Annotated in this window: 20 protein-coding genes; 5 read left to right on the top strand and 15 right to left on the bottom strand. The window is 62.5% G+C overall.

Annotated elements, in window-relative coordinates:
- Position 1: 1 nt before the first annotated feature.
- From AACH87_RS00910 to AACH87_RS00865, 10 genes are all read right to left on the bottom strand, one after another.
- Positions 2-928 carry a tetratricopeptide repeat protein gene (locus AACH87_RS00910; protein ID WP_338796821.1) on the bottom strand — a complete coding sequence of 309 codons (927 nt, stop codon included), beginning with the start codon at positions 926-928 and terminating at the stop codon, positions 2-4.
- Positions 925-2,712: a pilus (MSHA type) biogenesis protein MshL gene (gene mshL / locus AACH87_RS00905; RefSeq protein ID WP_338796820.1), complete on the bottom strand. Its 1,788-nt coding sequence runs from the start codon at positions 2,710-2,712 to the stop codon at positions 925-927. Before mshL ends, AACH87_RS00910 begins: the two co-directional genes overlap by 4 nt.
- Positions 2,713-2,746: 34 nt before the next feature.
- Positions 2,747-3,502, bottom strand: coding sequence for a type II secretion system protein (locus AACH87_RS00900; RefSeq protein ID WP_338796819.1), 756 nt, complete (start codon positions 3,500-3,502; stop codon positions 2,747-2,749).
- A gap of 16 nt (positions 3,503-3,518) precedes the next feature.
- Entirely contained in the window at positions 3,519-4,151 is a 633-nt protein-coding gene (locus tag AACH87_RS00895) for a hypothetical protein (RefSeq protein WP_338796818.1), read from the bottom strand.
- Positions 4,148-4,726, bottom strand: coding sequence for a hypothetical protein (locus tag AACH87_RS00890; protein WP_338796817.1), 579 nt, complete (start codon positions 4,724-4,726; stop codon positions 4,148-4,150). The genes AACH87_RS00895 and AACH87_RS00890 overlap by 4 nt, the downstream gene beginning before the upstream one ends.
- A 13-nt stretch (positions 4,727-4,739) precedes the next feature.
- Entirely contained in the window at positions 4,740-6,026 is a 1,287-nt protein-coding gene (locus AACH87_RS00885; RefSeq protein WP_338796816.1) for a hypothetical protein, read from the bottom strand.
- Positions 6,023-6,505, bottom strand: a complete 483-nt coding sequence (locus AACH87_RS00880) for a hypothetical protein (protein WP_338796815.1) — start codon at positions 6,503-6,505, stop codon at positions 6,023-6,025. Before AACH87_RS00880 ends, AACH87_RS00885 begins: the two co-directional genes overlap by 4 nt.
- A 2-nt stretch (positions 6,506-6,507) precedes the next feature.
- The gene (locus tag AACH87_RS00875) at positions 6,508-7,407 is read right to left on the bottom strand and encodes a prepilin-type N-terminal cleavage/methylation domain-containing protein (protein ID WP_338796814.1); all 900 of its coding nucleotides are present in this window, start codon (positions 7,405-7,407) and stop codon (positions 6,508-6,510) included.
- Between the two features lie 22 nt (positions 7,408-7,429).
- Positions 7,430-8,266 (bottom strand): prepilin-type N-terminal cleavage/methylation domain-containing protein, encoded by an 837-nt coding sequence (locus AACH87_RS00870; RefSeq protein WP_338796813.1) that lies wholly within the window; start codon positions 8,264-8,266, stop codon positions 7,430-7,432.
- A gap of 350 nt (positions 8,267-8,616) precedes the next feature.
- Positions 8,617-12,066, bottom strand: a complete 3,450-nt coding sequence (locus AACH87_RS00865) for an AAA family ATPase (RefSeq protein WP_338796812.1) — start codon at positions 12,064-12,066, stop codon at positions 8,617-8,619.
- 329 nt (positions 12,067-12,395) lie between these two features.
- On the opposite strand from AACH87_RS00865, the gene AACH87_RS00860 reads away from it, so the two are divergent.
- The 3 genes from AACH87_RS00860 to AACH87_RS00850 all read left to right on the top strand — a co-directional run bounded on the left by AACH87_RS00860 (position 12,396) and on the right by AACH87_RS00850 (position 17,094).
- Complete coding sequence (locus tag AACH87_RS00860; protein ID WP_338796811.1) at positions 12,396-13,910, top strand: acetyl-CoA hydrolase/transferase family protein; 1,515 nt, start codon at positions 12,396-12,398, stop codon at positions 13,908-13,910.
- Positions 13,911-14,100: 190 nt separating this feature from the next.
- On the top strand, positions 14,101-15,255 hold the full coding sequence (locus AACH87_RS00855; RefSeq protein ID WP_338796810.1) for an ABC transporter substrate-binding protein: 1,155 nt from the start codon (positions 14,101-14,103) through the stop codon (positions 15,253-15,255).
- Positions 15,256-15,489: 234 nt separating this feature from the next.
- A complete protein-coding gene (locus AACH87_RS00850) occupies positions 15,490-17,094 on the top strand; it encodes a methyl-accepting chemotaxis protein (RefSeq protein ID WP_338796809.1) in 1,605 nt (534 codons plus the stop codon).
- Positions 17,095-17,161: 67 nt separating this feature from the next.
- Here the strand turns inward: AACH87_RS00850 and AACH87_RS00845 are convergent, their stop codons facing one another.
- A complete protein-coding gene (locus AACH87_RS00845) occupies positions 17,162-18,316 on the bottom strand; it encodes an ABC transporter substrate-binding protein (RefSeq protein ID WP_338796808.1) in 1,155 nt (384 codons plus the stop codon).
- A gap of 235 nt (positions 18,317-18,551) precedes the next feature.
- On the opposite strand from AACH87_RS00845, the gene AACH87_RS00840 reads away from it, so the two are divergent.
- Positions 18,552-18,977 (top strand): hotdog fold thioesterase, encoded by a 426-nt coding sequence (locus AACH87_RS00840; RefSeq protein WP_338796807.1) that lies wholly within the window; start codon positions 18,552-18,554, stop codon positions 18,975-18,977.
- Between the two features lie 17 nt (positions 18,978-18,994).
- Here AACH87_RS00840 and AACH87_RS00835 read toward each other — a convergent pair whose 3' ends face one another.
- Complete coding sequence (locus tag AACH87_RS00835) at positions 18,995-20,380, bottom strand: tetratricopeptide repeat protein (RefSeq protein ID WP_338796806.1); 1,386 nt, start codon at positions 20,378-20,380, stop codon at positions 18,995-18,997.
- A 152-nt stretch (positions 20,381-20,532) separates the two neighbouring features.
- Positions 20,533-20,850 carry a DUF4148 domain-containing protein gene (locus AACH87_RS00830; protein ID WP_338796805.1) on the bottom strand — a complete coding sequence of 106 codons (318 nt, stop codon included), beginning with the start codon at positions 20,848-20,850 and terminating at the stop codon, positions 20,533-20,535.
- A gap of 367 nt (positions 20,851-21,217) precedes the next feature.
- Here AACH87_RS00830 and AACH87_RS00825 point away from each other — a divergent pair, with 367 nt between their 5' ends.
- The gene (locus tag AACH87_RS00825; RefSeq protein ID WP_338796804.1) at positions 21,218-21,682 is read left to right on the top strand and encodes a surface-adhesin E family protein; all 465 of its coding nucleotides are present in this window, start codon (positions 21,218-21,220) and stop codon (positions 21,680-21,682) included.
- Between the two features lie 54 nt (positions 21,683-21,736).
- Here AACH87_RS00825 and AACH87_RS00820 read toward each other — a convergent pair whose 3' ends face one another.
- Positions 21,737-22,240 (bottom strand): nuclear transport factor 2 family protein, encoded by a 504-nt coding sequence (locus tag AACH87_RS00820; protein ID WP_338796803.1) that lies wholly within the window; start codon positions 22,238-22,240, stop codon positions 21,737-21,739.
- A 118-nt stretch (positions 22,241-22,358) separates the two neighbouring features.
- Positions 22,359-22,811 (bottom strand): hypothetical protein, encoded by a 453-nt coding sequence (locus tag AACH87_RS00815; RefSeq protein WP_338796802.1) that lies wholly within the window; start codon positions 22,809-22,811, stop codon positions 22,359-22,361.
- Positions 22,812-23,013 lie beyond the last annotated feature (202 nt).

The following is a 23,013-nucleotide window of genomic DNA, read 5'->3' as shown; positions in this document are numbered from 1 at the left end:
ATCAGTTCCGCGCGGGGGCTTTGAAGCGGGCCAGCGCGGCCAGCAAGGTTTCCGAGCCGGGGTTGTAAGCCAGCGCATCGCTCAGCACCTGGCGGGCCTTTTCGCGCTGACCGGCGCGTGCCTCCATCGAAGCCAGATTGATGGCAGCTTCCTCGTCGCCAGGCAAACGCTCCAGCATGTCCTGGTAGCTGCGGCGGGCGGTGGGTTCATCCCCGCTTTGCAACGCGAACCAGGCCTCGGCACGCAGGCGGGTCATGGTGCCGGGCGGAATTTGCGATTGCAGGCCAGACAACTGTTCGCGCGCCGCAGCCAGATCGCCCGCCTTCATGGAAGCGAGGAACAGTGCATAGCGCTGCTCCACAGGCATCGCCGGGGCCACTGGCGCCGAAGTGACTGCCTCGGGCCTGGATGCACGCGCTGGCTTGGGTGCCGCAGCAGTGCGGGGAACAGCAGAGGCGCGGGGCGTAGAAGTCACCTTGCCCGCGCCGACATGGGTAGAGGCGTCTGAAGCGCCAGACGACACCCCTACGGATGAGCCGGTGGAAGGCGCAACCGCGCCAGGCATGGAAGTGCCAGCCGGAGCAGCACTCACGCTGGCAGCCGCGACCGTCATCGGAGCGGACGCCGAGGGGGTTGGGGCCAACTCAGCAGGCGCTGCAGGTGCAGCGGGCGGCACAGCGGCTGGCACCTGCGCAGCAGCCTGTGCCTGCGGGGTCACCATGGCAGCCAAGGGGGCAGCCGCACGGGTGCTGTGCCACACCCAACCACCTGCCGCAGCCACCGCCAGCACGGCCACCAGACCAACCGCAAAGGGAACCCAGCGCGAACGCGTGGGGCTGGAGGGTGCGAGGGCACGAAAGTCAGCCGCACCGGCGGCAGTGCCAGTGCCCTTGTCCATCTCGCGCAGGGCGTCGTGAATGAGGCTCATAGCACGCGCACCCGCAAAACGACCACCAGTTCGCGGCTGGAATGCGTGTCGGCCTGGTTGCCGAACAGCTTGCCAAAGAGCGGCACATCAGAAACCCCCGGCGCGCCACGGTCTGTGCCGCTGGTGCGCTGGTCGATCAGTCCACCGATCACCACCACGTCGCCATCACCCACGTTCAGCGTCGTGGTCAGGCCCTTATAGCTGACCACGGGCAGGGTCACGCGATTGGTGTCGTTCACTGCCACCAGTTGCAGGCTCTTCTGGTCCACATCACTCTGCATGGGGTTCACCAGCAGCTCGATACGGCCGTCTTCCCGCATAAAGGGCAACACACCCACCATGACGCCAGAGAACACGGAGTCGGTCTGCACATCCGATGTGGTGGTGGTGGCGCCACCGCCAGGGGCTGTCTGGCTGGAGCTGGTGCGGGACACATAACGGTAGCTGCTGCCCACGGACAGCAGGGCCGGGGTGCCGTTGCGCACCTGCACATTGGGATTGGAGAGCACGCGCAGGTTACCGAACGAGCGCAACGCATTGATCACAACGCCCGATGTGCTGCCCTGGTAGCCCACGCCCAGGGACTGACCGTTCTGGCTGCCAATGAACTGGCTGGGGATAGTGACCGTGCGTGAAGGAAAGGCGTGACCTGCATTGGTGAGCGTGCCCGTGCTCGAAGCCAGCGCCATGGGCGTAGCGCCAAAGTTGGCGGCCAGCTGGCCACGCAGCACAGACCAGTCCACACCAAACTCGAAGTTGTCGGACAGCTGCACATCAATCAGCTGGGCCTCGATATACACCTGCTTGCGCAGCATGCCCTGGGCTCGGGCCAGCATCTTTTCGATGGCGCGCATCTTGGACGGGCGAGCCTTCACATACAACGTACCCGTCATCTTGTTGAGCGAGTAGGCGGCATCTCCCTTCTCGCCCTCTGCCAGGTCCAGACCGGCATTCATCAGGGATGGCTGCGCTGGCTGGGCCAGAGGCACAGGATTGGTCACGCCGCCTGCGCCAGGCACGGGCTGCGGTGCCGCCGGGGGGGCGGCTACTGGCAGAGTCTGGTTGCGGCGCAGGTTGTCGCCCAGAATGGCTTTCACAGCGCCTTCCACCTCGGCATAGGGGTCAGACTTGGTGCCACCTGCCCCATTCAGCGCCAGATTGCCGCGCAGTGCGTTGGAACCCGCCGTTCCACCGCCGAACACGTTGCCGCCCGTGCTCATGTCCAGGTTGGTGGTGGTGTTGAGGAAGTCGAGGGAAAAGAACTTTTCCTCGTTGAGCGTGACGCGCAGGGTATTGCCCTTGATCTCGCCGTTCACGTCGTAAGAGCGCAGCACTTCAGAAAAGCCCTCGCGCAACGAAACGCCGCGCAGGTACATGTCCGACACCATGCCCTCGCGAATCACGGCAGGGTCCACGATCAGGTTGATCTTGGCGCTGTCAGCGAAGGCCGCGAGGATCTGGCTGATGGTGGCCTTGGACATGGCCACATTGATGAGCTTGCCTTCCAGGGGGTCGAACTTGGGCTCCACGGGCTTGAGCTCGGGCGCAGGTGTCTCACGGCGCATTTCGCGCTGGATCATTTCCTGGTTGGCCAGCAGCTTCATGGACTCCGCCGCGGCCACTTCGCGCATGCGCTGGACCGTCTCGCTCTCGGCATCTGCCAGGCTCTTGACACTGCGCGGCGGCGAGCTGGCGCAGCCTGCCAGCAGGGACAACATCAGCGCGGACAGCGCCAGCCGTTGGCCGCCCGAACGGGCTGACTTGAGGGGATTCAATGCAAACATGGTCTCTATCCTTGGGAATCTTTGTTTCAGGTCATCACGGGGCGCGGGCCCCCAGCCAACCGGCCAGCGCCTGCAATGGCTCGGCCACCACCACATCGTCTGCGTCATGCGCCACCGCCGTTCCAGGGGGCAGGCTGCAGGCGGTACCCACGCGGTGAGGGCCATCAAAGCGGTCACCATCCCCGTTGCGGTCGTCCAGTGGCAGCACGGCCAGCCAGGCGGGGTGCGATCGCACGTTGCCGCTGCAGTCCACAGCGCCCTCGCCTGCCGCGTTGCCTGTGAGCCGGGTGTGCGCTGCAGAGGGTGCGTCACCCATGGCGTTGTTCAGGGCAGTGATCAGGTCGCGTGCATCCTGGTAGTGGGCGTCTCCCGCCGCATCACCGGTGCGCTCCAGGCGCAGGGCCAGGTCTGCATCGGTGGCTGCTGTGGCACCGGCGCGGCGATAAACCGCATAGGCGGCCCGGTACCGGGCATCCGGCAACTCCATGCCCAGGCTGCGGTAAGGCACCCAGCCAGCTTCTGTCGTGTGGCACTGGCCGCCGGCATCGCCCTCCCAGCCATTACCGTCGGTATCCGGGCAAGGCAGGCGGCCATTGGCAAGCGCAAAGGCACGCAGGTTCTCGCGCAGCGTCTCGCCCATCTGCGTGGCACGCTGGCGGTCACGCACCATGGTGCTGTTGCCATAGGCTGATGTAACGGCCCAGGTCATCAGGCCGGTGATGACCAGCACCAAGGCCATCTCGACCAGGGTGAAGCCTTGCTGGCGCTGTACCTGGGACAGGGTGAGCATGAGGACGTCCATCACTTCACTTGGCGGGGCCAGTCGCCGCCGCAGGGCCCGAGGGCACGGACACGCTGGCTTGCAAGCGCTGCATTTCTGCAGACAGGGTTTGCAGGCGTGGCAGGTCTTCCTTGCGCGGGTTGGCCGCCAGGGTCTGCACTTCCTGCGCAATCTGCTGCATGCGATCGGCGCGGGCCAGGTTGTCGCGCAGGGTTTGCAGGTTCACACCGCCCACCACGTCCGTGCCCTGGTTACGCTGCAGATCGGCCAGGATGGCATCCACCTCGCGTGCCGTGGGCTGGCGGCCATTGGCGGTGAGTGCCTGTAGCCGACTCTGGATGTCTTCGATGGAGGGAGCACCTGGCTTGCCTGCCGAAGGCGGGCGCACCCCCAGCCTGGCCGCACTCGGAGGCACGGGCGAAGTAGCCCAGGGCGCATCAGCCGCGGCCCCGGAACCAGACGGCAATGCCGTGCCCGACTGCGCCCCAGGCACAGAGGGTGCAGCGGAGGGACGAACCACAGAGGCGGAAGGCCCCACCGAAGGCGGCACCAGGCTCGGCTGCACAGGTTGCTGCGCCGACTGCCACCACAGGTACCCTCCCAGCGCTGCGACCAGCACAGCGCCGGTGGCCATTCCGGTCCATACGGCTTTGCTCATGGCTTGGCTCCTGCAGCGACTGCAGCAGCGGCGCGCGGCGAAATCACTTGCTCAGCCAGCACCGGCACTGGCGCGTTGGTTGCGCGCAGAGTGCCAACGCGCAGCCCATCCACCGGGAGCTTCATGGTCTGGCGGCCATTTTTCTCAGCCACCACCAGCCGGTCTTCGCGGATGGAGCCAATCCGGCCACCATCCCCCAGGCGTTGGCCACTGCGCACGAGATGACCGTCCACCACAGCCACAGCACCGTCAGCGCTGTGCATCACCATGGTGACCTTGCGCTCTGGCAGCAGAGGGCCGTCGGTTCCGGGGGCGCCTGGCGCTGGCTGGGCGATCAGCCCCGCCGTGCTGTAGCTGGAGGCCTGATCGCCACGGGTGCGCAGGCTGTTGATGGCTTGCAGCGCCGTCATGATGCTGGCCTGCTCCTGCACGTCCTTGTCTGGCAAGGGCTTGACCTCGACCATGGGCATGCGCGAGGGCGCAGGGCGTCCCCCCACCACAGAGGTCACCCCCGCCAGCGCCCAAGCCAGCAGGCCCAGCGCCAGGGTGTTCAATAACAATGCGGCGTATTTCACGAATACGGTCTCCTCAAGTGGCCGGGCTGTTTTCAGCAATCAGGCGGTAGGAAAAAGCACCTGGCAACTGCTCCACCGGGTCCAGCGCTTCAGCGCGCCAGCCTGCAGCCTTGGTGTGGGACAGAAAGCGGCTGACCGCAGCCAGACCGCCCTGAGTGGTCACGCCATCCACGCGGAACGTGCGCTTGTAGTTGCCGAAAGGCTCCAGGCGGATGCGCTGGATGCGGATGTCCGTACCCGCGGCCTGCTTGACGAGGTGCACCATCGCCACAGGGTCGTAGGCAGCGCCGTCGCCCAGCTGGCGGGCAAATTCCGCCACGGGTGCGAAGGTGGCTGAAGGCTCGATCTTGTTGGCCTGCGTGATACGGGCCTCGATAGCCTGTGCCTGCGCAAGCTGTGTGCTGGCAGCGCGCTTTTCCTGCTCAGCCTGGCTTTGGACCAGAACCCCCAGCAGCAAAAGTCCCAGACCCACCACCGAAGTCACCCCCGCCATGGGGGCCACCAGGCTCTCGCTGAGCCATGCCAGCTTGGCCAGGGGTGATGCCTGCACACTGGAGCCTTTGAGTGAGCGCACCCACTGGGGCAGGGCCGACACCACCGGGCCGCGCTGCCCGGCCACCATCTCGGCATGCGGCAGCAGGGTGCATTCCATGCGCGCGGCATCGCCCCAGGCTGCCGCCAGGCGCTGTTCGGTAGCGATGTCTGCGCCTAGCGCACACCCCCACTGCACAGGCGCCTTGATGCCCTTGCCCAGCTCATGCCGCGCCTGCGATGCCAGCGAACGCACGGCACCCTCCAGGTCATCCGCGCTGCGACCAATGGCGCTGACGCTGGCATGGAAGACACCGCTCTCGTTCACACCCACCAGATGGGCTGTGCGGCCCAGGCGCAACACCCGGGCCTGGCCTTTTTGCAGGCCGTTGTTCAGCAGATCCCCGAGCGTCACCACGATGCAGTGGTCAGGCTGCTGACTGGCCCATTGCTGCATGCGCTGCCATGCGTCCAGCGCCACGGCGGTATACAAGGCAATGCAGCCGCCGGGCACCGAAGCCAGACGGTGCACCACGATGTGCGCTGCACCCTCCGTGAGGCCTTGCGAGCGTGCGTGCTTTTCAATCACCGGGGCCGCATAGGCGGCCTTGCCCTCATAGCGATGCACGCCGATGGGCGCTTCGTCAAAGTCGGTAACCACCACGGCGGGCGCCTTCAGGCGCGGCAAGGCAGGGATCTCCACCAGCGCACCCGGGGTGATCTCAAACCAGCCCTCGCGGGTTACCAGCAACAGTTTCTGGACATTCATGGTTTGCCTGCCAGGGGGAAATAAAGGGTGCCATTGATGGCCAGCAGCAGGCCCTTGTCGTCTGCCGCAGGGGCAGTGAAGAGACCCGCCTCACGCGAAAGCACGGCCAGCTCAAAACCGTCTGCCGCCATCAGGCGGCCACTGCCCGCACTGCCCAGCTGGGCCAGCTGGTCTTGCGCTTCCTTGCGGGTGATGGGCGCAGGCATGCGCTGGATGCGGCGCTGCGCCCATGCCGAGGGGTCAAAGCCCGCCCGGCTGGCCTGGGCCTCAATCTCGGCATTGAGCTTGGCAAAGCGCTCGCGCTGCTCCACCTTGGGCAGCAGGCTGCGGGCCATAGACAGCCGCGCATCGGCAGCAGCGGCCTCGCGCCGCTCGAACGCGAGGACACGCAGCCCCTCGCGTGCCGACCACGCGCCCGTGGCCAGCAAGGCGGTGGCTGCAGCCAGCGCTGCCAGTTTGAGAATGCGCCCGGCAGCCATGCTTATTGGTCCATCGTCCAGTGGGCCGTGAGCAGGATCACGCGGTCTTCGTCGTATTGACGGCCTGTGGCAGTCGCACCCGTCGGGTTGTCCGGCCCCACCGGGGTGCCGTCCTGACCACTCATGTTGTTGCCTGCCGTGATACCGCCCACGGTGTTGTTCGCTTCCCAGGCCGTGCCTGGTGCGTTGGCCTGGTTGCCCGATCCATCGTGCGCCTTGCGCCCCTGGATGCGGAAGCGGCCTTCGCGCGAATCCGGCTTGCCGTCAATCACCTGGTCCAGGAAGCGGGCCAGGTCGGGCGTGAGGCCACGCACCACCATCACGTTGCCCGCGCCACTGGTAGTGCCCGCCTTGTTCCACTGGAAGCACACCTGCAGCTCGGCCACGTTACCGTTCGAGTCCTGGTAGATGAAGCGGTCTTCATGCCCTTCGCCACGGCCAGGAGGGGGACGCACGCCATTGCGCTCCATCAGGGTGCGCAGCGACTGGCCTGCCAGATCGGCATCGCCGGTACCCACAGCATCCTTGGCATAGCCCTGCCCTTCGCAGATCTTCAGGCCTGTGTTGGTGAAGCTCTCTGGAATGCCGGGCTTGGACAGGCCACCCTTGCGAGCGCACACGTCCGACGCGCCTTCAATCTTGGACTCCGAACCATTGATCATGTAGGTGGGGGCCTGCTGGCAATCGCCCACCACCACGCCCGTGCGCTGGTAGTACTGGTCGTAGGCCATCTTCCACTGGTAGAGGAATTTGTTGGCGACCTTCTGGTATTCGGCGTTGCGCTGCACATCCTTGGCGATGGCAATGGCACCGATGATCAGACCGATGACGGCCAATACGATGGCCATCTCGATCAAGGTGAAGCCGCGCTGGATGCTGCGGCGCAGGTTGCGAAGTTTCATGGAAGCTCTCCTGTGATGCAGATCACTGGTTCATCTTGTAGATGCCGACCACGGTCATGACCTGGTCCTCATCGTGGTTGCGACCACTGGTGGCATCGGCGGTCTTGGCACCCATCTCGATCTGGTTGTTGGCAGCCCATTGGGCGCCGGGCCCGTTGGGTGTCCCGTTCTCCACATTCATCTGGCGGAAGCGACCTTCCTGGGCGTCGGGCTTGCCGTCGATCATCTGGTCGAGCATGCGGGCCAGGTCGGGAGTCAGGCCGGTGATGACCATCACGTTGCCGGAGCCTTCCGCCTTGCCGGGGTTGTTCCAGCGGAAGCACACCTGCACCTCTTGCGGGTTGCCGTTGGTGTCCAGATAGACATAGCGGTCTTCAAAGCCTTCAGCACGCCCCGGGGGCATGCGAACGCCCACACGGCTGAACATTTCGCGCATCTTCAGCGTGGTGGTCTCGCCCACCAGTCCGGGAGCAAATGAGCCATTGCAGATGGCGCCGGGGCCGGTCACCTCGGTCATGTTGCCGCCAGAGACGACGCCGGCTTCGCGCTTGTAGTTCTCTCCGTTGACCATGAGGCGGGGCTGGGTCTGCGAGTCACCCAGCACCACGCCAGCGCGCTGGTAGTACTGGTTGTAGGCCTGCTCCCACTGGTCTACGAACTTGTTCTTGATCTTGGTGTATTCGGCGTTGCGCTGCACATCCTTGCCGATGGCAATGGCGCCGATGATCAGACCGATGACGGCCAGAACGATGGCCAGCTCCACCAGGGTGAAGCCCTTCTGGACTTTTTTCAGGAAGGCCGCACGGCCAACGCGGCGGCTCGATGTGCGGCGCTGGCCGCTTGGCAGTGTTTCAGACATGGTGCCCTCAGGAATTTTTCAAAATGGGTGACACGGACCACGGTTCGCATGGATTTGCATGGACCTCAATGGACCTGTTACGAAGCGTAATAAGCGACCGTTAGACGATCGTTAGAGAGCGTTAGGAGTGCTGCGCATACGGCGCAATACGCTGGAAGCCAGGCTCGGCCGGGCATCATCACCTCAACGCCATTTCGGCTCTAGCGCTTATGTATATTGCGCAATAAGCTATTACTTTCATAGCAATTTCATGGAATTGATTCCTGCCGTCACGCCACAGACAGGCGCATGGAAGATCAGCTCAATGGCATGGCGCCACTCGCTCGATGACCAGAGTCAGGCGGTAAATTTCAAGCCGCTGCACGCACGGGATGCCACTGCGCCAACCAGCCCAAGGCACCACCCTCATGTGCAATGCGGCAGGCCTGGGCCCAGGCATCTGCTGCTTCTTTGCGCTGAGCCAGGGCGGTATGCGCCTGCGCCTTCAGGCGCCACAGGTCCATCAGGCAGTCCAGGTGTTCGCCGGGTGTCATGGTCTGCAGAGTGTCATCCACCAGGGCCAGTGCATCCGCATGCTGGCCACTGGCATCGAGCGCACATACGCCAAAGAGGCGGGCGGGAACCTCGTAGTTGCGGTCGCCCTGGCCGATGAGCGTGATGAGCTGCTTCACCCGCCCCAGATCGGCATGCCCCGTGAGCTGCGCCTGTGCCTGAAGGTGCTGCAGGCCCGCAATGGCCTGCCACATGGCGAGCCCCTCGTCATTGGCAATTTGCAAGGCCTGCCCGGAATGCAGTTCATGGCCTTTTGCATCACCGCCAGCCCAGCACAGCATGGCTTGGTACGCGTGGTAGATGCACAGGTCGTGACTGCTGCGGTTGGCCAGCGCCTGTTCATGGGCTCGCTGCATGGTGCCTGCGCTGGCGGGGTCTCCCATCAGCCACTGCAGCCAGCCCTGCTGCACGAGAACAAAGACCAGGATGTCCGACGGAAAGTAGCGGCGACGCTGGTGCGGCTCCAGTGAACCCCCTCGCTCCGCGCTCAGGGCAAAGTGGCTTCGCGCGGATTCGAAATTGCCCAGCGAAAACTGGCTGGTGCCCGTGATGGCCAACGAATAGAACTGTTGCTCGGGGGTGGCAGCCATCGCCTTCATGCGCAGGGCGTAAGGCAGTGCCTGGCTGTGCCCGCGAGACACGCCCACGACATAGCCCAGTGCCAGCAGCCGGTAGGCGGCTTCGGGGTGTCCTTGCAGATCGGTCATTTCCTGCAATGCGCTTTCCGCCAGGTCCAGCGCCTTGCGCGAGCCGTATCCGTACACGCCACACACAACGCTGATATGGCTGGCGCGCTGGTCGAGCCCCTCCAGTCCCTGGGCATATCCGATGCGGGCCAGGCAGTCATATGCGCCACAGGCTGCCAGTAGGTCTGCTCCCTGGCGTGCAGCCTTGGCCGCCTGACTCCAGCAGGTCCGGGCGGCATCCAGATTCCGTGTGAGTTCCCACAGGGCCGCAGCAGCGCTGTACTCTTCGCGCTCTTGCAGCCGCTGCGCCCAACGACCCGCCAGATCCTGCCGCACCTGCGCGGGCAGCGTCTCCAGCAGGAATTCCCGCAACCGGGGGTGAAAAAAGGCGTACATGCCCGCACCGCGAGACAACACGAAGCCCAGGGCCTCGGCCCTTGCAAGACCGTGTGCAGCAGCGCGCTCGCCGCACAAATCGCACAAATCGCCATAGGTGAACAACATGCCCCGCAAGGCGGCTGTCTGCAGCACCACACGGTCTTCACCCACACGGTTGAACATGGCACTGCAAAACTCACCAAAGTGCCCACTGGCGCCGCCTGCAGCAGCCATGTCGGCCAACAGGAAGAGCGGCACGCCCCGTGCATTTGCAATCATGCCCTTGAGCTCTGCTTCGCTCAGCGATGCGTACTCTGGCATCGCCCGGACCAGTGCAATGGCATTCGCGTCATCCAGGGGCGCCAGGGTGATGGCGTTACATGCACTGCCGGGAATCATCGACAGCGCGTACTCCAGAGGCAAAAGGTCTGCCGCGCCAGTCCGAACCGTCTTGATCCAGAACACGGAGGGCATTTCCTGGGCAAGGCGTTGCAGCACGTCGGCCGTAGAAGGGTCCAGCCACTGGGCGTCATCCACGATACATACCGAGGCCTGCTGCGACTGCGGCTGCAATAGCGCCTTGAGGGCGCGAACCAGATCACCGCGCAACTCCAGCGGCAAGCGCTGTCGCATGAGCAATTCGACCAATGCCTGGCGAGAAGCGGCTTCGAGAGAAATACCCAGATGCACCAGAAGACGGCTGATACGCACCTGCAGATCGCCTGTGCCCGGGATCAAAGCGCTGAGGGTGTCAAACAGGCAGCTCCACGCCACATGCTGGGCCTCGGGTCGGGCGCCAATCCACAGCACGCGCCCTCCCCGCGCATGCTGGCGCTGGGCAAACTCCCAGGCAGCGCGGGTCTTGCCCAGGCCAGGCTCACCGCACAGGGTCAGTGCCGTGGCTGTTCCGGCGGCCGCCCGGTCCCACAACTGCTGCGCCTCATCGAGGACATCCTGGCGGGCAATAAAGGCACCCGAGTAGTCCCCGCCATGGGCCGGCAAGGGCAGCGGCGGGCTGTGCCGCAGTTCATGGACATACAGCTCGAACTCGCTTTCAAACCCGCGGAAGCGGTGTTTGCCTGTGCTCTGGAATCCCAACGACCCAGCAATGTCTGCCAGGCTTTCGCAGCAGATCAGTTGCCCCGGATCAGCACGCATGACGAGGCGGCTGAGCAATGGCATGCGCCAGCCTTGCAGCTTGACAGCCTCGCCCTCACGGCGCACCAGCAACCGCCCCACGGTGATGCCCATACAAAGCGGCTGGGATGCACCGATGAGGTTCCACAAGTGGATCGCCGCCCGAAATGCCTGCCAGCGATAGCCCGCATGCAAGCTGCCCAAACCAAATGCCACAACACACCCGGTCGGGTCGTGAGCCACCACCTCACCGCCAAACATGGCGACCTCTGCCCGGAATGAATCCAGCAGTTGACCCATGGGAGAGTCCTCAAAGCCCAGATCCACGCTTTCAGCAGGAACCGCCAGTTCCACACGCAACAACGCCAGCAAGGCCACCTCGGGCGCGGAAGCTGTCGCACTGCGGCTGCTGCCCACTTCTGCGGCCGAGACTTTTTCCGAACCCTGTGAGGGTTGCTGCGCTGAGGGAGCATGGACAGAGGCCTCTTCGCCTTCCTCGTCCTCATCTTCCTGGGGAAGCGCCCGCCCCAACTGGGCTGCGGCGCTGTGACGCAGGCGCTCCAGGCTGTGGCGCTGCCATCGGAGCCATTCGCAATAGTCGTTGGAGGCGCCCTCGTCTGCACCGGCAAGCCATTCCCCCTTGGGCGCAAGAACGCAATCTGCCAGACCTTCATGCGAGCCATGCACAGACGGTACAGCCGCCAAATCCTGCAGAAGCTGTGGCTCCGTCAGCACCAAGGAGGTGTCCAGCATCAACCAGTCGCGCTGGAAGGCCAAAGCATCCTGCAAACCCAACTGCCTGAACGCGAGCAGTAGATCCGAGAGCACCACCCGCAGATTGGACCTGGCGCCCTTGGCATCGAGTTGGGGCCACAACAGATCTGCTACCGTACTGCGAGCCATAAGCCGCCCTCCATGGGCCGCCAGGAAGCCCAGCACCGCAGTGCCTTTGCGGTAGCGCAGATGCAGCGGCTCCAATTGGCCGCCGCGCCATACACCGGGCTGCCCGGAAAACACGAGCAGCGCCGGGGTCGGTGCGGTAGTCATGGAAAGGGATGGCATGGAGAGATCGTTATGAAAGATAGGTAGTGACACTGACTGCTGAGGAAGCCCAGCAGACACGCCCATGGATACTTTTCGTTTCAATTCAGGAGTGGAATTAACACTCTGAGATTTCCAGACCTTTGACAAAACGCCAAACAAAAAATGGCCATCGGGCTCAAGATCGCGTGCGGGCCCTTGTCAGACAAGGGCTTGACGGCCGCACTCGGGTTAACCCGCACACGTTGTAGGCTTTTTGTTAGCATGGCTTTTTCGCACAGGCGTGCACTTTTCTGTGCCCTCTCCTCTTCCCCCTCACCTTCCGTCTTTCTCCCATGTCACTCGCTGATCGGGTTCAGTACCCTGACTTTCTCTCGCGCATCGTTTCGGCCGAAGAGGCCGCCGCCCTGATTCCTGCCGGAGCCCACGTGGGCATGAGCGGATTCACGGGGGCCGGTTACCCGAAGGCGGTGCCGGGCGCGCTGGCACGGCGGATTCAGGAGCAGAACGCACAGGGAAAGCCGTTCAAGATCGGGCTGTGGACCGGCGCATCCACCGCTCCCGAGCTGGACGGCGCGCTGGCCCAGGTAGACGGTATCGAGATGCGCCTTCCCTACCAGTCCGATCCCACTTGCCGCAAGCAGATCAATGCAGGGCACATGCAGTACGTGGACATTCACCTGTCGCACGTGGCCCAGTTCGTCTGGTTCGGGTTTCTGGGCAAGCTGGATGTGGCCGTGGTGGAAGTCGCCGGTGTGCTCCCCGACGGGCGCCTGATTCCTTCCTCGTCCGTGGGCAACAACAAGACCTGGCTGGACCAGGCCGACAAGATCATTCTGGAGGTGAACACTTGGCACAACCCGGGTCTGGAGGGGATGCACGACATCTACTACGGCACGGACATCCCGCCCAACCGCAAGCCCATCCTGATGACCCAGCCCGACCAGCGCATTGGCGAGCCCTATCTGCGCTGCGATCCGTCCAAAGTCATTGCCGTCGTCCAGACCAACCAGCCAGACCGCAATTCCGTCTATGCCGCGCCAGATGACAACTCCAACCGCATCGCGGGGCACATCATTGATTTTCTGCAGCACGAGGTAAAGCTGGGCCGCCTGCCTGCGCATCTGCTCCCCCTGCAATCAGGGGTGGGCAACATCGCCAATGCTGTCTTGGCAGGGCTGAACGCAGGGCCCTTTGAAAACCTGACTGCCTATACCGAGGTGCTGCAGGACGGCATGCTGGACATGTTGCGCTCCGGCAAACTTTCCAGCGCTTCGGCCACCGCGCTCTCGCTCAGCCCTGCGGCCATGCAGGATTTCAATGACCGCATTGATTTCTACCGACAGCGCATCGTGCTGCGCCCGCAGGAAATCAGCAATCACCCTGAACTGATCCGCCGCATGGGTCTGATTGCGATGAACGGCATGATCGAAGCGGATATTTACGGCAACGTGAACTCCACCCACATCATGGGCTCGGCCATCATGAACGGTATCGGCGGGTCCGGCGACTTTGCACGCAATGCCTACCTGTCGATCTTCATGACACCGTCCCTGGCCAAAGATGGGGCCATTTCCTGCATCGTGCCCATGGCGTCCCATGTGGACCACACCGAGCACGACGTGCAGATTCTTGTGACCGAGCAGGGGTTGGCTGACCTGCGGGGCCACTCACCGACCCAGCGCGCAGAAATCATCATTGAAAAGTGCGCGCACCCGGACTTCCGGCCTGCTCTGCGTGACTACCTGGCGCGCGCTCGCAAAGGCGCTGTGGGTCAACACACGCCGCACTTGCTGGGTGAAGCTCTGTCGTGGCATCAGCGGTATGTGGAGACAGGCTCGATGCGCTGATTACCAAGCGCCTGCAAGCAGGCTGCTTGCAGGAATCTGCAACGCTCCGTAAAATAAGGGTTTTCCCTAGGTCTTCCGTTTTCGACGCGCAGACTAGGGCTTCCTGGCCGCTCAGGCCCCTCCCCCTGTTTTTATGGACCTGCGCCGACCTCTCGCGAGGCCGGCTGCTCTGCTTGCGGATCGATCACTCATGCAACGTCGCCAATTCACCCATTCCCTGCTGGCTGCCAGCACTGGCCTTCTGTTTTCTGGCGCTTCGCGCGCTGTGGGCGTTCAGGACCCCATGGACAGCAAGACAGTTTCCATCGGCTGCTCACTGGGCCTCACCGGCCCGCTGGCCAGCTTGGCACGTGAGCTCAAACAAGGCCTGGACGCAGGCCTTGCCCAAGCGAATGCCAAGGGTGTGAACGGCCGGGAAATCAAGTTGCTGGCGCTGGACGATGGCTATGACGCCAAGCGCTCGGAAGACAACGTGCGCAAGCTGATCGCAGACGCAAACACGGTAGCGCTGATCTCGTGCATGGGCACGGCCAACAACCAGCGCATCTTGCCTCTGGTGGATGAGGCTCAGATTCCTTACGTGGCCCCCCAAAGCGGGGCCACTTCGCTGCGCAAGGCAGACCATCGCACGGTGTTCCACGTCCGCGCCAGCTACTCAGAAGAAGCCCAACGCCTGACGCAAAAGCTCTTCTCCATGGGCATTACCGATCTGGCCATCGTCTACCAGGACAACGCTTTTGGTCGCGAATTCCTGGCCGATGTGACTGCCGCCCTGAAAGCGACAGGCCAGGCCGCAGCCCCCAAGGCTTTCAAGCTCGATGCAGAGGGCAAGGGAGTGGAAGGCGTGGTGGCACAGGCGGTGGCAGCAAAGCCTATGGCCGTGCTGCTGGGCACGGCGGGTGACGTCACCGCCGTGCTGGTCAACGAATTCAAAAAGGTATCTCCCAGCACGCCTCTGGCGGCGACCAGCGTGGCACTGAGTGGTGACAACCTGCGGCAGCTCGGCAGCAAGACCGCAGGCTTGGCACTGACCATGGTGATGCCAGATGCTGGCCGCACCAGCGTCGCCCTTGTCCGTGAATACCAGAAAGCCATGCGTGCTGCAGGATTCCAGGAGTTCTCGGCTCGCAGTTTTGAAGGCTATGTGAATGCCCGCGTTCTGGTGGAAGGACTGGAACGCGCCGGCCGCGAACTTACACGCGGTAAGTTGCGCTCGGCCTTGGCAAGCCTGCGCGGTCACGATATGGGTGGGCTGCTGGTGGACTTCAGCTCCGGAGCGCCTTACGTGGCATCCAAATTTGTGGAACTGGGCATCCTGGGGGCCAATGGACGCGTGGTGGGCTAAGCCTGCCACACCCTGCCCTACATCCTGGCAGGAAGATGCACAAAAGGAGAGGCTGTCGTGCCTCTCCTTTTGCTTTTTGAGGGGTACTCACAGCACCCAGCGAGCGTCGCATTTTTTACACATCTGCAAGCGCCTTGTCCAAGGCACTGATGAGCAAACACCTTCACGCAGTGTGAGCAGTCACCTCAAAAAGTGTGAAAAGTGCGAATATGTGTATCCCTTCCGGAGCATTCCATGACTTTGCAGAAACTCTCTATTGGCCCACGCCTTGCGCTCGCGTTCGGTATCGTGATTGCCTTCACCGCGGCCATTTTGATGGTTGGCATATGGCAGCTGCAGCACATTTCTGGGGCTACCGATGAAATGATGGCCAAGGCACTGGCCAAGGAACGGCTCGCCTCCGACTGGTACCGCACCATCCACACCAGCGTGCGTCGTACCACCGCGGTGGTAAAGAGCGCCGACCCGTCCCTAGCCACGTTCTTCGCCACGGAAAATGCTGAAGCATCCAAAAACTCGTCGGAGCAGCAAAAGCAGATTGAGGCGCTGCTGGAAACTCCACAGGAGAAAGCCGCTTTTGCCAAACTGTCTCAGACACGCCAAGCCTATATTCGCGCACGGGACGCAGTGAACAAGGCCAAAGCAGACGGACAGGCCGAAGAAGCCGCACGGCTGTTTGAATCCGATTTCCGCCCCGCGGGTGCGGCCTATCTGGCGGACCTGCAAGCCCTGCTGGATCTGCAGCGCCAGGAAATCAACGAGACCGCTACAGAGATCCATGACGCCAACGCCAAAGGCCGTTCGCTGATGCTGGGATTGGGCGTCGTTGCGTTGCTCGCAGCCAGTGGGCTGGCACTGTTCATCACGCGCAGCATCACGGGCCCGCTGCACACAGCGGTACAGCTGGCAGAGCGAGTGGCGGCAGGCGATCTGGGCGACAAGGAAGGAGCCCTGCAGGACGCCCGTGACGAAGCAGCACAACTATTGCGCGCACTGCACGCCATGCAGGCGCAACTGCGCAGCACGGTGTCGCAGGTACGCCAAGGGGCTGAGAGTATTGCCATGGCGTCCAGCGAAATCGCATCCGGCAACCTTGATCTCTCAAGCCGCACCGAGGAACAGGCCAGTGCCCTGCAGCAAACGGCCGCCTCCATGGAAGAGATGACAGCCACGGTGCGCCAGAACGCAGACAACGCCAAGCAGGCCAACCAGCTGGCCCAGCAAACCAGCCATCTGGCCGAGCGAGGCGGCCAGGTGGTCGGAAACGTCGTCAACACCATGGGCGACATACACAATGCCTCCCGCAAGATTGTGGACATCATTGCAGTGATTGACGGCATTGCCTTCCAGACCAATATCCTGGCCTTGAACGCAGCCGTGGAGGCCGCCCGTGCAGGCGAGCAGGGGCGCGGCTTCGCCGTCGTGGCGGGGGAGGTGCGTACGCTGGCGCAGCGCAGTGCCTCTGCAGCCAAAGAGATCAAGGCGCTGATCGACGCTTCCGTACAGCAGGTAGACGCAGGCAACAAGCTGGTGGAAGAAGCTGGAGCGGTGATCGAACAAGTGGTGAGCGGCGTGCGCAAGGTGACACAACTGGTGTCCGAAATCAGCGCAGCCAACCAGGAGCAGACCACCGGACTGGAGCAGGTGAATCAGGCCATCGGCCAGATGGACACGGTAACGCAGCAAAACGCCGCGCTGGTGGAAGAGGCCGCTGCAGCGACGGGCTCGCTGCAAGCCCAGTCAGCCCAGCTTGTGCAGGCGGTTGCCGTATTCCGACTGGGTCAATCGGGCGCTACAGACCACCAGCTAGCGGCCTCAAGTTACCCTGCCCTGCGTTGATGCCAGTATCTGGTACATAGATATTCCATCCGGGGGAGCGGCGTGGTCTGAGCCACTCCCCTAGGCCTCAGCCCATCAAGCGGCCCGAGGCATTGAGAACCCCCAGCTCTACAAAACGGGAACCTGCAAACGGGGCCTGGGCCGGGTAATCAATGGTGAAGCCACCCAAATCCCAGTTGCGGATACTGGCCAGTGCACTGCGCAGCTTGGTGCGCGTGAGGTCTGGCCCTGCGCGCTCCAAACCTTCTGCCAGAACACGGGCATTCACATAGGCCTCCAGCGTTCCCTGGTTGAATTCCTGCACGTCCTTGGCGCGCATGGCGGTCTGGTACTCACGCACCAAAGCCATCTTGGCCCGGTTGGGGTCAGGCATCACCATGGTCAACGCAATACCGGTGCCTGACGCCCCCAGCTGCTTGAAGCTGTCTGTGGGAAGCGTCACGCTCATTCCCACCATGAGCACACCCGGCAATGTGGTCTTGATGGACCGCACCAGATCCACCGAGACGGTGCCCGCCGTGGCCAGAATCAAGGCCGCAGGCTTGGCTTGCGAAGCCTGGGCCACCACCTCTTTCAGGTTCTTGCCATCCACAGCCAAAGCAGCAGGAGCCAGCAGCTTCAGCCCCGCCTCGCCCATGAAGCGGGTGGCGTCGTCCAGCATTTCACGGCCAAAGCCGTTGTCCAGGTACACGAACCCGATGTCTTTGATGCCCATTCCGGTCACACGCTGAATCAGGCGGCGCATCTCGTCGCTGTAACTCGCGCGAACGTGAAACACGTTGCGACTGACCTTGCGTAATGAAGAAGCACCGGTCAGCGGGGCGACATAAGGAATGCCAGCGTCCTCAATCATGGGCAGGAAAGCCGCGTTGTTGGGCGTACCAACACAAGACAAAAAGGCAAACGCTTGCCCCTGCCCGATCATCTGCTGCACATTGGTAGCGCTGCGCTGCACCACGTAGCCATCATCCAGCACGCTGAATTGCAGGCTACGGCCATGAACACCGCCACGCGCATTGATCTGGGCAAAGGCCGCGTCCACTCCGGCCTTCACATCCTTACCCAGAGCAGCAAGGGGTCCCGTCAGGGCGGCTGAACATCCGATAGTGATGGTCTTGCCCGAAAGCCCACCCTCCTGAGCGTTGGCATGACCGACCCAGGCAGGCGCCGCGACCAAGGCTGCGGCACGGGGCGCAAGACTGACAAACTGGCGACGCTGCATGAAAAACAAACTCCCGAAAATGGGCTTGTGGCCTGGTGCGCAGGTCCAAGCCTCCATAGCCTGAACAATGTGAACTGCTCAGAATACTCCCGAAGCCTGACACCAAACCAAACGGCTGCATCAGGTTTACCCTATACGCAGCTCAACGCAGACCGCAAGGAATGGGTACCGGTTCACCCCGTACGCATGCACCTTAGGGCTACTTTTTTCATCGCATTCTTGAAAACGTTCCGCCATGTCCATCTGGAAAAAACCCGTCTCCGTCGAAGCACTCAACGCTGCCAGCGTGCAGTCTGCGAGTACCCACCTCGGCATTGAATTGACAGAAATAGGCGACGATTTTGTGCGGGGCCGCGTACCGGTCGACGAACGCACACGGCAGCCCTTCGGTTTGTTGCATGGTGGCGTGAGCGTGGTGCTCGCAGAGACGCTGGGTTCCCTCGGGGCCTATTACGCCTGCCCGGAGGGGCACCGTGCGGTGGGTCTGGACATCAATGCCAATCACCTTCGCTCAGCGACCAGCGGCTGGGTCACCGGTACCGCCAGGCCTGTCCACATCGGACGCACCACGCAGGTGTGGCAGATCGACATGGTCAACGAGGCGGGTGAGCTGACCTGTGTGTCACGCATCACCATGGCCATCCTCGCTCCGAAGGACTGAGTTAACGCTTGCGCTCTTTAGCATGTCCTTTGCGCGGCAATCAGCATTCCGGGCACGGGGCGCGCCAGCTCACTGCGGATGTCCAATGCCTCCACATGGCGAACCATGAAGCCGCACGCTTGCAGCAACTCCAGCACATAACTCCTGTTATGGCTATACCTTCCGGCGGCGTGGAGGTAGTAGCCGATGCGGCCCTCCTCTAAGGCTGAAGGCTCCACCCTCCACTCTTCCAGCGAGGCTACCAGCCATCCTCCGGGCATCAGCGCATGCGCAGCGCCCGCAAGGATGGGGTGCAGATCGCCAAAATAGATCAGCGTATCTGCGGCAACCACCAGATCCAGCGCAGCGGGCTGGCAGGCAGAGAGGTATTCCACGATGTCCTTGTGCTGTAGGCTATCGTAGACATGTTTGGCATGGGCTTTTTCAAGGCACTTGGCGGACAGATCCACTCCGGTCAGGGTGCTCGCATAGGGCTTCAGCACCTCTCCACACAGGCCGGTGCCACACCCTGCGTCCAGCACCCGCAGTGTGTGGCGAGGTTGCAGACCCATGGTTTGCAGCAATGCCGACAAGCACGCGGGTACACGGTAGCCGAGGTTGCCCAGCAGCTTGGACTCAAAAGTGTCAGCAAACTGATCGAAGTAGGCCTGCACATAGTCCGGTGACGCCCGGTCTTCAGACAGTGCCCCCTTGCATGCCTCCAGCAGGTGACGGGCTACGGGGTTGGTCGGTTCAGCCAGCAGCCATTGCTCATACACGCGGACCGCATCTTGCGTGCGACCCAGTTGGCTGAAAGCAATGCCCAGCATGTGCGGTTGGGTGTCCTGTGGGGGCCTCAGCACGTATTCAGCGCAGTAGCACAGTGCGGCCTCATGTTGCTCACCCGCTTGCGTGTGGGCGTCGCCCAGGTTCAGCAATGCATCCTTGAATTGAGGGTTCAGTGCCATCGCATTTGCCAATGCAGACTTGGCCTCGTTCAAGTGCCCTTGGCGCAATAAGACGGCTCCCAGGTTGTTCCACGCGACAGCATGGTGCGGTTCGGCTTCCAGAGCCCCCAGGAAGGCTGGCACCGCTTCTTCGTGCCGCCCCAACTGGACCAGCATATTGCCCAGGGTGTTATGCCAGTCGCCATGCCCCGGGGAATGAGCCAGCGAGGCCTGAACCAGAGCAAGCCCCTCTTCGCTCCGCCCCCATTGATGCAGCGTGACACCCAGAAAATGCATGGCAGTCGGATGGCCCGGCGTGCACGCCAAAATCTCGCGGTAGGCCACTTCCGCATCCTCAAGCTTTCCTGCGAGTTGGGCTTGTAGTGCTTTCGCAAGTGCAGCGGAATGGCTCGCGCTCGCAAACGCTGGGTCGGGAGAAGCGGTAGGGTGGCCTGAATGTTCCGCCTGCTGATTCACTGAATGTCTCCTGGAGCCTGTTGACGTTCTTTGCACATGTTGTGGTGCATCAGCGTATCGCGTATTGGCTTACCAACAAAAAAAGCCCGCGGGCAGAGCCTGCGGGCTTTTTGTCAGTCGCGGCGCCGGAGCGCAGCGCTGTGATTCAGTGATCAGAACTCACCACGGTCCGTATGGTAGGAACGGCTGGCGGCGATGGCTTCGTTACGAACTTCAGCGCGGGTGCGGGTACCGTGAACCTGGTTGGTGAACGCGCCATCAAAGGCTTCGCTGTCCTGGGGCATGGTGCCGTTGGCACGGGCTGCAGCCAGTTCGGCTTGCACAGCAGCGCGGGTCAGTGTGCTGGGGGCCGACTGCGTGGCAGGGTAGTTGGATGCTTCACCGAAAGCGCCTTGGGATTGCGCCTGGGCAGCCAGAGAACTGAGGGCCAGAACGGACAGGGCGGCGAGAGTGCGATAGTTCTTCTTCATGGTCATACCTTTCAGATCAACAGTCAGATGCGGGCTGGGCTTTGTCAGAGGGAGCGGAGCCTGCGTCGGTGAGCGTCAGTTGACGCGCCGCTCATCGATGGGATGAACTGTACCTAGGGTTATCACCAAGATAAACGCTCTCCCGCGGAACGAAATGTTCATAAAACTGAAACAATCAGCGGGAACTTTTGAAATTCAAACCATCTGTGAAGACGATGTAAAGAAGTGTGTCGTCACGCTACCTGCAAGCCGCAGCGCATGGCGCAACGCCACCGTCAAAAGACATGCCTGGAGTGCCTGCGCTCTTGAAGAATGCTTATCAGTTACGATGCGCAACCTCGCTCACGCATTCCCACAGACACGCGGCGTGCAACTCTCCTCCAGCAAAGGAAATGTGGTGTTTCGCTTTCTGCTCCCTGGCACGGTCCTGTTGGCGTTGATCACTCCCATGGCGGCTTCGGCAGAGCCATGGTTTACGGTATTGGGAGACCCCGCCGAGAAAAATGGCGAACTGATCGAGGTGCTCCCCGCACCCACCTCCCTGGGTGAACGTGTGCTGCTGGATTTGCGCGTGTCACGCAGCCACCAGCGCACGTCGTTCCGGGGGCAAAAGTACCGCTCCTATGAGGCCAAGATCAGTGTGGACTGCACTGCACAGAAGGCGTGGTATCTCTGGCTTTCGTACCATGCCGAGCCGCAATGGCAAGGGCCAGAGATTGCGAAAGAAAACTACGAGGAAGGTCAGGCCCCGGTCCTGTTCAAGGATGTGCCTGGTCAGCCCTACAAGCGCCTGATCAAGGCCGCCTGCAAGGCGCGCCCTGGAGCCCGATGAGCGGCCGCCCAGGGAGTAGCCTGGGCACAGAACCTCAGGCCCTCTGCCGCCGGTTTAGCGACGCAAGGCGGGGTCCCAATGCTCCACGATCTTGCCGTTGGCAATCCGGAACATGTCGAACCAGGTCGTCGAGTAGCGCTGGCTCGGGTCCTTGGAGTCCGGATACTCGCGCCCAAACGTCAGGATGACCAGATCACGTTCCGCCACGATGGAAATCAGCGGTGCCTGAATGTGCGCAGCGATGGGCTGGGGCTTCTTGATCTTGGAGAAAAACTCCACGAACGCAGCCCGCCCGCTGGCCACATTGGGGTTGTGCTGGATGTACTCGTCCGACAGGTATTTGGCTGCCAGATCCATGTGGCCGCCTTCAAACACCTCCCGCCAGAAATCAAACACCAGGCGCTTGTTCGCCGCCAGTTGCGGATCGCTGCTGGTCAATAGCGCGGCTTGCTGGGCAGCGGGCACAAAGGCCATTTCTGCCTGCGCTGCAGAAGAGGTCAGGCCGGTCAGCGCGGCCAGCAAGGCCACTGCAGGCAGGGAAGATCGAAGAGAAGCCATGGAGCAGAGTGAAGGTGGTGACAGGAGCAGGTGTGAACACGCCACCCCGGAAAAGTTCTGAACCCAGAAGCGCTTCACGTCGAAAAACCAAAGACCCCGCCAGCAAATGCAGGTGTCCCTAACCCTTGAACTCCACCCTGGTCAGTACCAAGCGGTCTTCGTAGCGAATCACCACCAGACCTCCGCCGATATCACAGACCTCGACAGGCAGCGGCAACTCTTTGCGGAAATGACCCGTGGACGTCAGGAACCACACCGCTGCCCCGTCGGGCAACGACACCTCCAGCTTCCATCCCCATTCGCTGGAGAACTGCTCGTGGGCCAATCGTGCAGGCATCCAGTCCGCAGAGGCTTGCGCCTTGGCAATCAGCGCCCCCTCTTCTTGCCACTTGCGGTATCCCAGCGCCTGACCCAACAAAAGCGCAGCTCCCAGCCAACCCAAAGCAGGCGCCTCCCAATAGAAACCCAGAGCCACCATGACGCACAGGAAGGCCACGCAAAGCCAACCGGACTTGCCAGAAAACGGATGTGCCTCGTTGACCCAGCGGGCTGAAGTGCGGTGACTGTCCATGGCAGAGGCAGAAGAAGGTTCGAGCCTTTTGGCGATCTGTTCATCGTACCCGCAGCTCTGCAGCCGTGCCAGCCCCCAGACCCGCAAGTACCCATGCTTTTTGTGTGACAGCCTTGTGCAACCCCCTACGGCGCATCACGGCATATGCACAAGGTCACCTTGCAGCAGAATGAAAGCCCTTTGAGAACACAGTCTTTTCTCA

The sequence above is a fragment of the Acidovorax sp. DW039 genome, from assembly GCF_037101375.1.
Lineage (GTDB): Bacteria > Pseudomonadota > Gammaproteobacteria > Burkholderiales > Burkholderiaceae_C > Acidovorax.
Note: the sequence above shows the minus strand (reverse complement) of the source record. Positions and strands in the feature narration are given on the sequence as shown.

Excerpts from the sequence above, each read along its gene's own strand:
- AACH87_RS00850 (WP_338796809.1), top strand. The coding sequence starts at position 15,490 with ATGACTTTGCAGAAACTCTCTATTGGCCCACGCCTTGCGCTCGCGTTC.
- AACH87_RS00870 (WP_338796813.1), bottom strand. The coding sequence starts at position 8,266 with ATGTCTGAAACACTGCCAAGCGGCCAGCGCCGCACATCGAGCCGCCGC.
- AACH87_RS00815 (WP_338796802.1), bottom strand. The coding sequence starts at position 22,811 with ATGGACAGTCACCGCACTTCAGCCCGCTGGGTCAACGAGGCACATCCG.
- AACH87_RS00895 (WP_338796818.1), bottom strand. The coding sequence starts at position 4,151 with ATGAGCAAAGCCGTATGGACCGGAATGGCCACCGGCGCTGTGCTGGTC.
- AACH87_RS00845 (WP_338796808.1), bottom strand. The coding sequence starts at position 18,316 with ATGCAGCGTCGCCAGTTTGTCAGTCTTGCGCCCCGTGCCGCAGCCTTG.
- AACH87_RS00875 (WP_338796814.1), bottom strand. The coding sequence starts at position 7,407 with ATGAAACTTCGCAACCTGCGCCGCAGCATCCAGCGCGGCTTCACCTTG.
- AACH87_RS00865 (WP_338796812.1), bottom strand. The coding sequence starts at position 12,066 with ATGACTACCGCACCGACCCCGGCGCTGCTCGTGTTTTCCGGGCAGCCC.
- AACH87_RS00910 (WP_338796821.1), bottom strand. The coding sequence starts at position 928 with ATGAGCCTCATTCACGACGCCCTGCGCGAGATGGACAAGGGCACTGGC.
- mshL (WP_338796820.1), bottom strand. The coding sequence starts at position 2,712 with ATGTTTGCATTGAATCCCCTCAAGTCAGCCCGTTCGGGCGGCCAACGG.
- AACH87_RS00860 (WP_338796811.1), top strand. The coding sequence starts at position 12,396 with ATGTCACTCGCTGATCGGGTTCAGTACCCTGACTTTCTCTCGCGCATC.
- AACH87_RS00840 (WP_338796807.1), top strand. The coding sequence starts at position 18,552 with ATGTCCATCTGGAAAAAACCCGTCTCCGTCGAAGCACTCAACGCTGCC.
- AACH87_RS00855 (WP_338796810.1), top strand. The coding sequence starts at position 14,101 with ATGCAACGTCGCCAATTCACCCATTCCCTGCTGGCTGCCAGCACTGGC.
- AACH87_RS00880 (WP_338796815.1), bottom strand. The coding sequence starts at position 6,505 with ATGGCTGCCGGGCGCATTCTCAAACTGGCAGCGCTGGCTGCAGCCACC.
- AACH87_RS00820 (WP_338796803.1), bottom strand. The coding sequence starts at position 22,240 with ATGGCTTCTCTTCGATCTTCCCTGCCTGCAGTGGCCTTGCTGGCCGCG.
- AACH87_RS00830 (WP_338796805.1), bottom strand. The coding sequence starts at position 20,850 with ATGAAGAAGAACTATCGCACTCTCGCCGCCCTGTCCGTTCTGGCCCTC.
- AACH87_RS00885 (WP_338796816.1), bottom strand. The coding sequence starts at position 6,026 with ATGAATGTCCAGAAACTGTTGCTGGTAACCCGCGAGGGCTGGTTTGAG.
- AACH87_RS00900 (WP_338796819.1), bottom strand. The coding sequence starts at position 3,502 with ATGCTCACCCTGTCCCAGGTACAGCGCCAGCAAGGCTTCACCCTGGTC.